The 13,856-nt window shown below is 61.1% G+C and carries 8 protein-coding genes; 5 read left to right on the top strand and 3 right to left on the bottom strand.

The genetic code is table 11. From position 1 onward, the window contains the following. The first annotated feature begins 84 nt into the window (after positions 1 to 84). From AD665_RS04660 to AD665_RS04645, 4 genes are all read left to right on the top strand, one after another. On the top strand, positions 85 to 1,272 hold the full coding sequence (locus AD665_RS04660) for an FAD-dependent monooxygenase (RefSeq protein WP_024776964.1): 1,188 nt from the start codon (positions 85 to 87) through the stop codon (positions 1,270 to 1,272). Positions 1,273 to 1,764: 492 nt separating this feature from the next. Further along, the gene (locus tag AD665_RS04655; protein WP_024776965.1) at positions 1,765 to 2,592 is read left to right on the top strand and encodes a helix-turn-helix transcriptional regulator; all 828 of its coding nucleotides are present in this window, start codon (positions 1,765 to 1,767) and stop codon (positions 2,590 to 2,592) included. A gap of 87 nt (positions 2,593 to 2,679) precedes the next feature. Then, complete coding sequence (gene adeC, locus AD665_RS04650) at positions 2,680 to 4,104, top strand: AdeC/AdeK/OprM family multidrug efflux complex outer membrane factor (protein ID WP_024776966.1); 1,425 nt, start codon at positions 2,680 to 2,682, stop codon at positions 4,102 to 4,104. Between the two features lie 6 nt (positions 4,105 to 4,110). After that, the gene (locus tag AD665_RS04645; RefSeq protein WP_024776967.1) at positions 4,111 to 4,317 is read left to right on the top strand and encodes a YodC family protein; all 207 of its coding nucleotides are present in this window, start codon (positions 4,111 to 4,113) and stop codon (positions 4,315 to 4,317) included. Between the two features lie 176 nt (positions 4,318 to 4,493). Here the strand turns inward: AD665_RS04645 and hemN are convergent, their stop codons facing one another. From hemN to AD665_RS04630, 3 genes are all read right to left on the bottom strand, one after another. After that, positions 4,494 to 5,882, bottom strand: a complete 1,389-nt coding sequence (gene hemN, locus AD665_RS04640) for an oxygen-independent coproporphyrinogen III oxidase (protein ID WP_053191115.1) — start codon at positions 5,880 to 5,882, stop codon at positions 4,494 to 4,496. After that, on the bottom strand, positions 5,879 to 7,198 hold the full coding sequence (locus AD665_RS04635; protein ID WP_024776969.1) for an oxygen-independent coproporphyrinogen III oxidase: 1,320 nt from the start codon (positions 7,196 to 7,198) through the stop codon (positions 5,879 to 5,881). The genes hemN and AD665_RS04635 overlap by 4 nt, the downstream gene beginning before the upstream one ends. A gap of 83 nt (positions 7,199 to 7,281) precedes the next feature. Further along, positions 7,282 to 7,725 carry a CopD family copper resistance protein gene (locus tag AD665_RS04630; protein ID WP_024776970.1) on the bottom strand — a complete coding sequence of 148 codons (444 nt, stop codon included), beginning with the start codon at positions 7,723 to 7,725 and terminating at the stop codon, positions 7,282 to 7,284. Between the two features lie 380 nt (positions 7,726 to 8,105). On the opposite strand from AD665_RS04630, the gene AD665_RS04625 reads away from it, so the two are divergent. Beyond that, a complete protein-coding gene (locus AD665_RS04625) occupies positions 8,106 to 13,691 on the top strand; it encodes a putative Ig domain-containing protein (protein ID WP_053191113.1) in 5,586 nt (1,861 codons plus the stop codon). The last annotated feature ends 165 nt before the right edge of the window (positions 13,692 to 13,856 follow it).

The raw sequence follows: 13,856 nt of genomic DNA, 5'->3' as shown, positions 1-13,856 counted from the left end.
GCAGCCCAGCGGGGATGAATCCCCTCGCCACAACGATTCATACAAATCTCAAGTGAATAGCACCACGAAACAGGTGAAACCAACATGACAAAAACCAGGAAAGCCATTGTGGCGGGCGCCGGTATCGGCGGTCTGACCGCAGCCATCGCCCTGCAACGAGCGGGCTGGCAGGTCAAGGTCTTCGAAGCGGCCCAGACGTTGCGCACCGGTGGCACCGGTTTGTCCATTATGGCCAATGCCATGGCGGCGCTGCATTCGATCGACGCCCACGTTCCGGTGGAACAGGCGGGCCAGGCGATCCGGCAGTTTTTCTTCAAGAAGCACAACGGCGAACCCATCACCCGCATGCCGATCCACGAGGTCGGCGAGCAACTGGGCCATCCCAATGTGAATATCCAGCGCCCTTTGCTGCTGCGCGCCCTGGCCCAGCAGCTCGCACCCGACAGCCTGACCACCGGGTTGCGTTGCGTGGGCTACAGTCATCGCCCGGATAGCGTGGCGGTGCAGTTCGAAGACGGCAGTACTGAGGAGGCTGACCTGCTGATCGGCGCCGATGGCCTAAACTCGGTTATCCGCCGCCAGATGCTCGGCGAGACCCCTACACGCCCCTCGGGCTATATCGCCTGGCTGGCGGTAACGCCGTTGAGCCATCCGGCAATGACCGAAGGCTACGTGGCGCATTACTGGGGGCGCGGCAAGCGGTTCGGGCTGTGTGACGTAGGAGATGGCCACGCGTACTGGTGGGGGACCTGCAACCGCGCCAATGCGGCGGATGACGCCTTGAACGTCAGCAAACAGGAAGTGCTCGACGCCTATGCCGGCTGGGCACCGGAAGTCGTTGCCGCCATCGAGGCCACGCCCGAGAGCGCCCTGTTGAAAATGCATGCCCGGGATCGTCACCCCGTGAAGCAATGCCGTGACGGACACGTGGTGCTATTGGGCGATGCCGCCCATCCGATGCTGCCCAGCCTGGGCCAAGGCGCGGCACAGGCCATCGAGGATGCCGTGGTGCTTGCCGATTGCCTGACGCAGGCGCCGGATCTTGGCGGCGCGTTGGCACAGTACCAGGCGTATCGACTCCCTCGGGCCAACGGCATCGTCAATGCCGCACGCTTCATGAGCGGCATCGAACAGGCCGAGTCGACATTCGCCTGCTGGGCGCGGGAATGGTACTTCCGCCTGACACCACAGAGCAGCTGGCGCAAAAAGAACCTTGACATCCTGTCGTTCAAACCCGGCCTACAACCGGTTGCAGCCTACGTCAATGACTGAAATCGACTCGCACATAGACAAAAAATGAAAAAAAATTCAAAAATAGGAGGCGTCCTACAGATTTGGAACTTTAATTCTGAACGTTTGGCCAGGAAAAAAGCGCCATCGGGACGTCGAAAAACAGACGCAGGAAGCCTCCAACGATCCAGACTTCTCTGTAACCCTATGTTTTCAGATAGAAAATCCAAAAGCATTCGAACAGGCAGGATGCCTATACAAACCAAGGTTTTTGCAAGTGAGAGGTTTTCCCAGGAATCGTCAGCTAAAACAGGACCGTCAGACTGTCCCTGTTTTCCCTTACAGACTTTTCCTACATGAGAATGCTTAATAGTCCCACCGGCTGAATCGTTTTTCATGTGAATGGATTCACAGGTGATTTTGATCCTCAGGTCTTAAATCCAGAAAAGGCTTCAGCATTTTAGGAAGCGATCGGATTTTTCTCCGTCGACGGTCACTGAGATGCAGAGCAGTTTCGATATGCAGGATAAGCATATGAATCGACATGCGGTTTTTGGAGGTGCGCAAAACACGCACATCTACGCGGAGCTAGGGAAGCTGATTTCAAGTGTCGGACACGAGAGTTTCTTGACCAACATGCACCAACTGATCGAAACATCGGTGCCTGTCAGTCGACTCGAACTGAGTGAGTGGACAATTGACGATGCCCAGGCAACGGTCCTCGATGTGCAGTTGCTCGGGGATGCAGGCCAGCCGAAAAGCCCGCAGATGCAATCCGTCTGCCCTACCACTGCGATACAGCGCAACGACCATCCCCTGGTGAAACGGGTGCTGGAAGTGGACGACGCCCTGCTGATCCACCTGGGCGCACGGATGAAAAACGAAAGAGACAACAACTGCCTGGGTACTTCCCATCAATGCAGCCTGATTTCGCGCAAGGGCAACCGTCGCTGCGTGATCTCGTTGCATCGGCCCCAGGCACAGCGCGACTTTTCCCTGCAGGAACTGTCCTTTTTGAAATACCTCTCCGAGACACTGTTGCCGCTGGGGGAGCGCCATGCCCACCTCAATCGGCAGTCGTCTATCAGGAACCCGGGCAGCGCCGCCTCTCATCCGCTGAACATCGCCGACCAGACACAGTTGCAACGGGATTTCGATGAACGATTGAGCCCATGTGACGTGACCCTGTCGGTGCGGGAAAAAGAGGTCTGCCTGGGACTCCTGGCAGGCGGTACCGTCCCGGAGATTGCGGAAAAGCTGCAGGTCAAGAACAGCTCCATCGAAACCTACCTCAAACGCGCCGCCGCCAAGCTTGGCGTCAGCGGACGGCATGGGCTGGCGAAATGGATGATCGGATCCTGATGCGCAGGCACCGGCGAGCAAGGATCTAACCGAACCCCTCCTGCCAGAGCCACCGGGGCCTGGCAGGCATCACGATGAGGCAGGTCGATGCGTAAACTCCTGAGCCCCTTGACGGCCGCGACACTCCTGCTCGGCGGTTGCTCGCTGATCCCGGACTACCAGCGCCCCGATGCCCCCGTTGCCGCGCAATATCCCCAGACATCCGCCTATGCCCCGGCCCTGGCGGGACCCGCCGCGGCCGATCAGGGCTGGCGGGACCTGTTCCATGATCCGGCGCTGCAGCAACTCATCGAAAGCGCATTGGCCAACAACCGCGACTTGCGTGTGGCGGCCCTGAACGTCGAAGCCTATCAGGCGCAATATCGAATCCAGCGGGCGGACATCTTCCCGGCGATCAGTGCCAACGGCACCGGCTCGCGGCAGCGGCTGCCGGGCAGCCTGACGGGCACCGGCAAACCGGCAATCAGCAGCTCATATTCCACCACCCTGGGCATCAGCTCCTACGAGCTGGATCTGTTCGGACGCATACGCAGCCTCAGCGACCAGGCGTCCCTCATCTATCTGTCCAGCGAAGAAGCCCGCCGCAGCACCCAGTTGAGCCTGGTGGGCAGTGTCGCCAGTGCCTATCTGACCTGGCGGGCCGATCAGGAGTTGCTGGCACTGACCCGTGACACGCTGCAATCCTACGAACAGAGCCTGCGCCTGACGGAACGAAGCAATCAGGTGGGCACTGCCTCGGCCCTGGCCCTGAGCCAGTCACGCACCTCGGTGGAAGACGCCAGGGCACGCTTGGCGCAGTTCCAGCGCCAGGTCGCCCAGGACTTCAACAATCTCACTCTGCTGGTGGGCACTTCGGTTGCGGACGACCTGCCCGCCCGCCCCCTTTCCTCCGAGCTGCTGAGCGAGGTACCGGCCGGCTTGCCTTCGGACCTGTTGCAACGCCGCCCGGATGTCCTCGAGGCCGAATACCTGCTGCAAGCGGCCAACGCCAATATCGGCGCGGCCCGTGCCGCTTTCTTCCCGAGCATCAGCCTGACCGCCAACGCCGGCACTTCGAGCAACGAGCTGTCCGGGCTGTTCAAGGGCGGGTCGGGCAGCTGGCTGTTCCAGCCACAGATCAACCTGCCGATTTTCAATGCCGGCAGCCTTCGGGCAAGCCTGAACTATTCGAAAATCCAGAAGGATATCCGCGTCTCCCAGTACGAGAAGTCGATCCAGACCGCCTTCCGGGAAGTCTCCGATGGCCTGGCGGCGCGCAAGACCTACAAGGAACAATTGGTCGCGCAGACCGATCTGGTACAAGCCAACCAGGACTACTACAGGCTGGCGGAGCGTCGCTATCGAATTGGCGTCGACAGCAGCCTGACGTTCCTCGATGCACAACGCTCGCTGTTCAGCGCTCGCCAGACCCTGATCGTCGATCGGCTGTCGCAGCTGCTCGCCGAGGTCAATCTGTACAAGGCGCTGGGTGGGGGTTGGGTCGAACGCACAAACACCATGACTGTGAGGTGAACGAAGATGGGCACATTCGAACCTGGAACACTTGTCCGCTTACGCTCGGGAGGCAAGACCATGGTGGTCAAGCCGTCCTCATCGATCGCCCAGTTGCCCGATACCTTGCTGCTGCTTTGCGAGTACCGGGCCAAGAATCGGCTGGTGCAGGGATTCTATGCCGTGCGCGACCTGATCCCGGCGTCTGCGGCCCCCAATGGTGAAAGAACCTGACCTGGCTTGGGCACGTTTAACACCCACGCAAGCTGACCTATCGCCATCGCGAGCAGGCTCGCTCCCACAGGGGATTGGCGCCGGACGCAAATGCCGAACGCGCCCCGGATAATGTGGGAGCGAGCCTGCTCGCGATGATGGCGGCACAGTCAACATCGTAGAGCTTCATCACGGCCTTACACCGTTCGCGAATACTGGACCGTCGGGGCTGCTTCCAGGTAGGCGTCGAAGGCCATGGCGACGCTGCGCATCATCAGTTGTCCCTGGGGCAGCAGCACCAGCGCGTCGGGGTGGATCTGCAGCAATCCGTCGCGCACCTGTTCCTGGAGCCGGGCCAGCGCGCTGGCGAAGTATTCGCTAAAGCCAATGCCGTGACCGGCCTCGATCCGGCCAAAATCCACACGCCCATGGCACATCAGTTCGTTGATGACTTCACGTCGCAAGCGATCGTCATCGCTCAGGCGATAGCCGCGCTGCACCGGCAGCAGCCCCTGATCCAAGCGGGCGTAGTACTGGGACAGTTCCTTGACGTTCTGGTTATAGCTGTCGCCGACCTTGCCGATCGAGGACACACCCAAGCCGATCAGGTCGCAGTCCGCATGAGTGGAATAGCCCTGGAAATTGCGCTGCAGGGTACCTTGGCCACGGGCACGCACCAGCTCATCGTCCGGCAGCGCAAAGTGGTCCATACCGATGTAGACATAACCCGCCTCGCTCAGCCGGTTGATGGTCAGCTCGAGCAGCTCCAGCTTGCGCTCCGGCGGCGGCATGTCTTCAGGACGGATCATCCGCTGCGCCCTCACCCGCTGCGGCAGATGCGCGTAGCTGTAGGCGGCAATCCGGTCGGGTCGCAGGGCAATGATCTTGTCCAGGGTGACATCGAAACTGGCCAGGGTCTGCAACGGCAAGCCGTAGATCAGATCGACGCTGACCGACTTGAAGCGTGCCTCGCGGGCCGCCGCCACCAGCGCCGCGACCTGGGCTTCGCTTTGTACCCGATTGACGGCGGCTTGCACCTGGGCATCGAAATCCTGGACGCCGAAACTCAGGCGGTTGAAGCCCAGCCGACGCAACCCACTGACCTGCTCGGCAGCGATGGTACGGGGGTCGACCTCGATGGAAAACTCATGGGCATCGCTGTCATCCATGTCGAATGACTGGTGCAGGCAGGCCATCAATTCGGCCAGTTGCTCGTGGGTCAGATAGGTCGGCGTGCCCCCTCCCAGATGCAATTGGGTCAGTTTGCGCGAGCGGTCGAACAGGCTCGCTTGCAGGGCGATTTCCCGCTTGAGGTACGTCAGGTATTCGGCGGCGCGATGACTCTTGCGGGTGATGATTTTGTTGCACGCACAGTAGTAGCACAAGCTCTGGCAGAACGGGATATGGATGTACACCGATAACGGCTTGGGCACCAAGGCCTGGTTGCTGCGCCGGGCCGCCTCGCGGTATTCATCCATGGCAAATGCCTGGTGAAACTGTGGTGCCGTGGGATAGGACGTGTAGCGAGGGCCCGGACAGTCGTATTTCTCGACCAGGGCACGATTGAATGCGGATGGGGAACTCATGATGGATTCAACCTTTCAAAAGGCCTGGTAAGTATCGGTTCGAAGGGCACGGCAACTGCATCGTCAGGGCATGGGTCGAACAGATTGCAGATCGCGTCCACGTTCAACCGGCCGGCCGGCAGGATGCCGATGAAGCAGCTCGACAATTCGATCAGCCCATCGATATTCAAAGCTTCCAACTGCGGCCAGACCGACGCGAAATGCTCGCGAAAAACCAGCCCGAATCGGGCCTCGATGGCCGGGATGTCCAGTTCCAGGTCACAGGACAGCCGTTCGGTCACCGTCGCGCTGACCTGATCCGCAGCCTCGCAGCGCCAACCGTGACAAACCGGCAGTTGTCCGGCCTCCAGTTGTTGACGGTACTGCAACAAATCATTGGTGTTCTGCACGTACAGATCGTCGATCCGGGTAATGGCCGCCAACCCGAACCCCACGTGATCACAGCAACCATACCGGGTAAAGCCTTGGCAGTTATGGTGCAAACGTCCATGTTCCTGGGCGACCGCCAGGTCGTCGTCGGCCCGGACAAACAGTCCCTGGCCAATGTAGTGGTACCCCGCTCCGATCAGTTGTTCACAGCTGTCCCGGCGCATGACGTCCTTGTCCGCCTGACTGCAAAAACTGCCGGTCATGGCGTCTGTCGAACGATAGCGATAAGGTGCCCGGGCATAGTCGAAAACATGCAGCCGGTCCGGCTCCAGTTCGATCAAGGTGGCCAGCTTCAGTGCGAAACTGTGGGGTGTCTGCCAGGCGTGGCCATAACCGAGGTCAATGCTGATGGAGCGAAAGCCAAAAGTGCGCGCCGCGTCGATCAATGAATGGATCGGAGCCGGGTTCTGATAGCAATCCACCGACAGGTCGCGGTCGGCGCCCATGTCGGGGACCCCGATGCTGACGTGAGTGAAGCCCTGATCGCGAATCAGCCCCATGGTCGACCAGTCGGTGTGATGCAGGTCCAGCTCGATGCCCTGGTCGCCGCTTTCGGAAAAGTCGAAGCGCTTGCGCAGTTCTCCCATCAGCCGCTGTAGATGGACGATCACCGGTGTGCCGCCGGTCAACCAGAACTGATCGACCCGCCGGCCCGTCCCCAGGTGACAGCCGACCAGGCCCATCTCGTACATCAGCGATTGCAGATAGACGTCGATCTCGGCGCATTGGCAAACGCTGGCAAGGGGCGAACACGATGCCAGCCTCAGGCGTGACGGCAGGTGCACCGACAACGAGAACGGTCGCCGTTGTCGGCGGCTGTGGCGCAACCCCCGGAGCAGATCGAGGGAGCCGACGCCTCCGTGGAATTTATGTAGCGGGTCGAGCATGACAATCTCCGAGTGGCTGCGCGGGGATATTGTCCGGCTTCACCTGCCACGCCACCTTGACCTGTATCAAGCGCCTCGCCCCCTTACCAGCTGACGTAGAACATGCCCTTGGCCAACAGTACGATCGCCACCAGATGCAGGAACACCCGGGTATGGATGATCTGGACGTAACGGGCGTTCATGCGTCCACGCTGGAACAGCCACATGGCCCAGAGAAAATGCCCCAGCACGCTACCCGCCAACAGGATCTTCAGCCCCAGCAACACACCGAACGACGATTGCCACGGCGATATCAACAACGGCCAGTAGCGCAACCAGACCATCCCGCCACCCGCACCGAACAGCACCAGCAGCACCCAGGGCATCAACTGACGGGCACGCCGGCTGATGCCCTGTTCGAGCAGCACCATGACTTTTGCCGGCAGTTGCTGACGAATGCTCTCCAGGAACAGCACCTCGAAGAACACCGTGCCGATGAACACCAGGGCGGCGAAGAGGTGCAGGGTCAGGAACAGCGGATAGATCATGAGGGCCGTCCGGTTGCGCTCGATGGTTTACCCGAGACTAACGCGTGGGCCGGATCCCCGGGTTGATGCCAATCAAGGAACCGCTCATCAAGCACCACTCCCCTGTGGGAGCGAGCCTGCTCGCGATTGGCGGCGGCACATTCAGTATCCATGCAAACTGATCCACCGCTATCGCGAGCAGGCTCCCCACAGAGGCATGCGGCGTCAATGGAACGTAACTTTCCCGCACAAGGTTCCCGACCGCTGATCCGTTAGTTCAGCTTTTTGACACTTCCCCGACATTCGGTCACAACTTTCGCGCTCCGTCAGGTCCTAACCCTGTGGTCGCCGATGGAATATTGGCATCTACCGTGGTTCCAGCCCGATACGGAGATAAGCTCATGATTTTCAACGTACAAAATTTTGGCGCCAAAGGAGACGGTATTACCGATGACACCGCGGCCATTCAGGCAGCGATTGATGCGGCGGCAGCGGCAGGCGGGGGGCAGGTGTATGTGCCGGCCGGGACCTACATCGTTTCGGCAGGCGAGGAACCTTCCGATGGCTGCCTGATGCTCAAGAGCAATGTTCATCTGTATGGCGACGGCATGGGCGAAACCACCGTCAAGGTGGCCGACGGCTCCGACACCAAGATCACCGGCATCATCCGCTCCGCCTACGGCGAAGAGACCCACGATTTCGGCATCAGCCAACTCACCATCGACGGCAACCGCGACCACACCACGGGCAAGATTGATGGCTGGTTCAACGGCTACATTCCCGGGGAAGAAGGCTACGACTCCAATGTCACCATCGACAGCGTCGAGATCAAGGACTGCTCCGGGTACGGCTTCGATCCCCACGAGCAGACCGTCAACATGGTCATCAAAAACAGCGTGTCACACGGCAATGGCCTGGACGGCTTCGTGGCCGACTTCCTCAGCGACAGCACCTTCGAAAACAACGTCGCCTACGACAACGACCGGCACGGTTTCAACGTCGTCACCAGCACCCACGACTTTACCCTCACCAACAACGTCGCCTATGACAACGGCGGCAACGGCATCGTGGTGCAGCGCGGCAGCGAGGACATCCCCTCCCCCAGCAACATCACCATCACCGGTGGCGAGGTGTACGGCAACGGCGCCGAAGGGGTGCTGATCAAACTGTCCAGCGAAGTGACAGTCACCGGCGTCGATATCCACGACAACGCCAGCGCCGGGATACGTATCTACGGCAGCAACCACGTCGAGATCATCGACAACACCCTCAACAACAACTCCCTGGGCGGCGCCGTTCCCGAGATCATCATCCAGTCCTACGACGACACCCTCGGCGTCTCCGGCAAGTACTTCAACGGCAGCGATAACACGATCCAGGGCAACCTCATCAGCGGCAGCGACCTGTCGACCTATGGCGTTGCCGAGCGCAACGAAGACGGCACCGATCGCAACGCAGTCATCGCCAACACCATCAGCCACACCAGCAAGGGCGCCACGTTGATCTATGGCGATGGTAGCTACGTCAGCGCCACGGCACCGATGACCACCGTACAAGGCACGGCCGGCAACGACACGTTGCTGGGCACCAGCGCCAGCGAGATTTTCTACGGTGGCGCCGGCAACGACACGATCAACGGCGCAGCCGGCGGCGACATTCTGGTGGGCGGCGCAGGCATCGATAAACTCACCGGCGGCACGGGCGCCGATACGTTCCGCTTCGCCAGCCAGTCCGACAGCTACCGCAACGCGACCACCAGCTTCGACGACATCATCACCGACTTCGACGTCACCCAGGACAAGATCGACCTCGCCGGCCTGGGCTTTACCGGCCTGGGCAACGGCCGTGGCGGTACCCTGCAGGTCAGCTACAGCGCCAGCAGCGACCGCACCTACATCAAGGACTTCGACGCCGATGCCAGCGGCAATCGCTTCGAGCTGGTTCTTTCCGGCAACCTCGCCAGCACCCTGACGGCCAACAACTTCATCTTCAACCGAGTGGTCACCGGCACCAGCGGCAACGACTCGCTGTCGGGCAGCGACTCGGCCGATACCCTACTCGGCCTGGCGGGCAACGACAGCCTCAGTGGCGGCGCCGGCGATGACAAACTCGACGGAGGGGCTGGTATGGACACCCTTACCGGCGGCGCCGGGGCCGACACCTTCGTGTTTTCCAACCGCCTGGACAGCTACCGCAACTACAACACCGGCGGCGCCAACCTGGGAGACCTGATCACCGACTTCAATGTCGCCTCCGACAAGATTGACCTGTCGGCAATGGGCTTCACCGGCCTGGGTGATGGCAAGAACGATACCGTGTACGTGGTGCTCAACAGCGCCGGCACCAAGACCTACATCAAGTCCCTGACCGCCGACGCCAATGGCAACCGCTTCGAGGTGGCCCTGGAGGGCAACTACCTCAACACATTGACCAGTGCCAACTTCGTGTTCGCGACGTCGTCGCCGACCAACCACGCGCCGGTGGTGGCGACGCCGCTGCTGGACCAGAACGCGACGGAGAACACACCGTTCAGCTACGTGGTGCCGGCCAACAGTTTCAGCGACCCGGACAACGACAGCCTCAGCTACACCGCCAAACTGGCCGACGGCAGCGCCCTGCCCGGCTGGCTGGTGTTCGATGCCGCCACGCGTACCTTCAGTGGTACGCCAAGCGACACCGCCTCGGGCACTTATTCCATACAAGTCACCGCAACGGATGGCAGCAACGCCACCGTCAGCGACAGTTTCACCCTCGCCGTCCAGGACGTGCCCGCCTCCGTCGTGATCAATGGCACGCCGAACAACGACACCCTGACCGGCACCGCGGCCAACGAACAACTGTTCGGTGGGGCCGGGAACGACATCCTGGTCGGTGGCACCGGGGTGGACAAACTCACCGGTGGCGCGGGTGCCGATGTGTTCCGCTTTACCTCGAAGCTCGACAGCTATCGCACCGGCACCACCAGCGCCAGTGACCAGATCCTCGACTTCGACGTAGCCGCCGACAAGATCGATGTCTCGGCGCTCGGCTACACCGGCCTGGGCAATGGCCTGAATGGGACCCTGCAACTGACCTACAGCACCTCGACCAACCGCACCTACCTCAAGGACCTGACGGTCGACGCGAACGGCAACCGCTTCGAAGTGTCGTTGGCAGGCAATCTGGTCAGCAGCCTGACGGCCAGCCACTTCGTGTTCGCCGACCAGAACACCCCCGGTAACGTCGCGCCGGTCGTGGCCATCCCGCTGCTCGACCAGAATGCCAGTGAAAGCACGCCGTTCAGTTACACCGTGGCCCACGACAGCTTCACCGACGCCAACCAGGACGTACTGACTTACACCGCGACCCTAGCCGACGGAGGGGCCCTGCCCGCGTGGCTGAGTTTCGATACCACCAGCCTGACCTTCAGCGGCACGCCGACCAGCACCGCAGCCGGAAACTATGACGTGCTGGTCAAGGCAACCGATCCTGCAGGTGCCTCGGTCAGTGACAATTTCGCCCTGGTAGTGGCTGACGCGCCGGCCAACACCATCACCGGGACCAACAGTGCCGAAACCCTCAACGGTACGGCTGGCGCAGACCTGATCCTCGGCCAGGGCGGCAACGACACAATCAGGGCCGGCACCGGTGCGGACATCGTCGACGGCGGCGTCGGGCGCGATTCCCTGTACGGCGGCGACGGAGCCGACACCTTCCGCTATACCAACGTGTTCGACAGCTACCGCGACTATGACACCGGCGGCGTCACGGCCACCGACACGGTCTATGACTTCACCGTGGGTGTCGACAAGATCGACGTTTCCAGCCTGGGCTTTACCGGCCTTGGCGACGGCACCCATGGCACGCTGTACATGACTTTGAACTCGGCCGGCGACAAGACCTACATCAAGTCCGCCGATGCCGATGCCGATGGCAACCGTTTCGAGATCGCCCTCAGCGGCAACTACCTCAATACCCTGACCGCCAGTGATTTCGTATTCGGCGAGCGCGCCCAGCAAGACATTCTCTATCTGCCGACCCTAGGCCAATCCAATGCCCGCCTGCTGCGCATGACCGAGGACGACGATCAATCCGGCACCTCGATGCTGGTCAACGACCTGGACCGCTACAGCCCCTACGACGTACGCAGCCAGTTCACCGACGCCGACGGCAATGGCATCGACATCGCGGTGGGTGGCAGTACCGTCAACGGCTTGTCGACGCTGCCCCCCGAAGAACTGAAGTTGTGCTGGTGGCTGACCGACACCAACCAGCCAGGGCCCGCACTGTTGCGCGCCGTGACGTTGCTGAAGGACCAGCTCAGTGAACTCGAGGCCATCGATAACGTCACCATGGGCATTATCTGGGGCCAGGGCGAAGAAGCCGCCCAGGAGATTGCCCGCGCCACCGACAAACAGGCAGCGACCGCTGCCTATCAGGCCGCGACGCTGAAGGTGTTCGACTACCTCCATGCCCAGTTCGGCAATTTCAGCGTGTACTTGATGGAAACCGGTCACTACGAGCAGGATGCGGCCCGGGCCCGTGGCTATTCAGAAGAGAAGATTGCTTCGATTGTCGAAGGTGTCGGCTATGTCCGCGCCGCCCAGGAAGCCATGGCCGCCGAGCGCGCCGACGTCAAGCTGGCGGTGGACTACACCGACTTGCCATTGCGCTACGAAGTCGATCCGTTGGTGTACCCCGATGACGTCTGGCATCTGCACGAGGAATCGGCGGAAATCGTCGGTCAACGACTGGCCGACTACATTGCCGATGATCTGGGCTTCCAGGGTAATCCCGACGACAACAACAGCGTGCAGGACATCTTCGACAACGCCCAGAACCAGGGTGGAATGATCTCCGGCACCGACCAGGCGGACACTCTGGTGGGCAGCTCGGGCAATGACACCCTGGATGGCGACCTGGGAGCCGATACTCTGACTGGCGGTGACGGAAATGACATCTATGTGGTCGACAACGCGTTCGACAGCGTGGTGGAAACCAACACCTCGACCTCACAGATCGATACGGTAAAAGCCTCGGTCAGTTGGACGCTGGGGGCCAATCTCGAGAACCTGGTGCTCACCGGCGTCTCGGATATTGATGGCACCGGCAACGAACGACGCAATTTCATCACCGGCAATATTGCCGACAACGTGCTCGACGGTGCCGCCGGCAACGACAGCATGAGCGGCGGCGATGGCGACGACACCTACTATGTCGACAATACCGACGATGCCGTGATCGAGACCAACAGCAATCCGCTGTCCGGAGGCATCGACAGCGTACACAGCCGCCTGGCGACCTACACCCTCACCAGCAACGTCGAGAACTTGTACATCGACACACCCGACGCGGCCAACGGCACGGGTAATGCGCTGGACAACACGTTGTTCGCCGGGGCCGGCAACAACGTGCTGGACGGGCGCGAAGGCAACGACACAGTGTCCTTCGAGCAGGGTCTGGCCGGCGTCACCGTGACCCTCTCGACGTCCGCGCAACAGAACACCGCAGGCTCGGGCCTCGATACGCTGAAGAACTTCGAGAACCTGACCGGCAGCGCCTACGCCGACACCCTGACCGGCAACAGCGCCGGGAACGTCCTGGATGGCGGTGCGGGCAACGATACGCTGGTGGGTGGCTCGGGCGATGACCGACTGATTGGCGGTGCCGGTACCGACACCCTGACCGGTGGAACCGGCGCGGATACCTACGCATTCGGTGCGCTGGCGGACACGGGCACCGGCGCCTTGCGCGACGTGATCAACGGCTTCAAGAGCACCGAACTGGACCAACTGGATTTCACCGGACTGGACGCCAACCCACTGACCGCCAATGTCGATGCCTTCACCTTCATCGGCAGCAACGCCTTCGACACCACCAACGCCACCGGTCAGTTGCGCTTTGCCGACGGCATTCTCTACGGCAGCGTCGACGCCGACGCTACCGCCGAGTTCGAGTTCGAACTGGTCGGCGTCAAGGAGCTGCACGCCAGCGACTTCACGGCGTGAACCTGATGTGAGGGCTCGGCTTGTCCGAATGCCAGTCAGTTAAGCCATAAACCTGTGGGAGCAAAGCTTGCTCGCGATTGCAGTAAGTCAGTCAGCAACAATGTCGACTGGTCTGTCGCTATCGCGAGCAAGCTTTGCTCCCACAGGTTTCCGCGCCGTTTGATT

Origin of the sequence: Pseudomonas corrugata (assembly GCF_001269905.1) — a bacterium.
Classification (GTDB): domain Bacteria; phylum Pseudomonadota; class Gammaproteobacteria; order Pseudomonadales; family Pseudomonadaceae; genus Aquipseudomonas; species Aquipseudomonas corrugata.
This window is presented reverse-complemented; position numbering and strand designations above follow the sequence as displayed.

Excerpts from the sequence above, each read along its gene's own strand:
- AD665_RS04660 (WP_024776964.1), top strand. The coding sequence starts at position 85 with ATGACAAAAACCAGGAAAGCCATTGTGGCGGGCGCCGGTATCGGCGGT.
- AD665_RS04655 (WP_024776965.1), top strand. The coding sequence starts at position 1,765 with ATGAATCGACATGCGGTTTTTGGAGGTGCGCAAAACACGCACATCTAC.
- adeC (WP_024776966.1), top strand. The coding sequence starts at position 2,680 with ATGCGTAAACTCCTGAGCCCCTTGACGGCCGCGACACTCCTGCTCGGC.
- AD665_RS04645 (WP_024776967.1), top strand. The coding sequence starts at position 4,111 with ATGGGCACATTCGAACCTGGAACACTTGTCCGCTTACGCTCGGGAGGC.
- hemN (WP_053191115.1), bottom strand. The coding sequence starts at position 5,882 with ATGAGTTCCCCATCCGCATTCAATCGTGCCCTGGTCGAGAAATACGAC.
- AD665_RS04635 (WP_024776969.1), bottom strand. The coding sequence starts at position 7,198 with ATGCTCGACCCGCTACATAAATTCCACGGAGGCGTCGGCTCCCTCGAT.
- AD665_RS04630 (WP_024776970.1), bottom strand. The coding sequence starts at position 7,725 with ATGATCTATCCGCTGTTCCTGACCCTGCACCTCTTCGCCGCCCTGGTG.
- AD665_RS04625 (WP_053191113.1), top strand. The coding sequence starts at position 8,106 with ATGATTTTCAACGTACAAAATTTTGGCGCCAAAGGAGACGGTATTACC.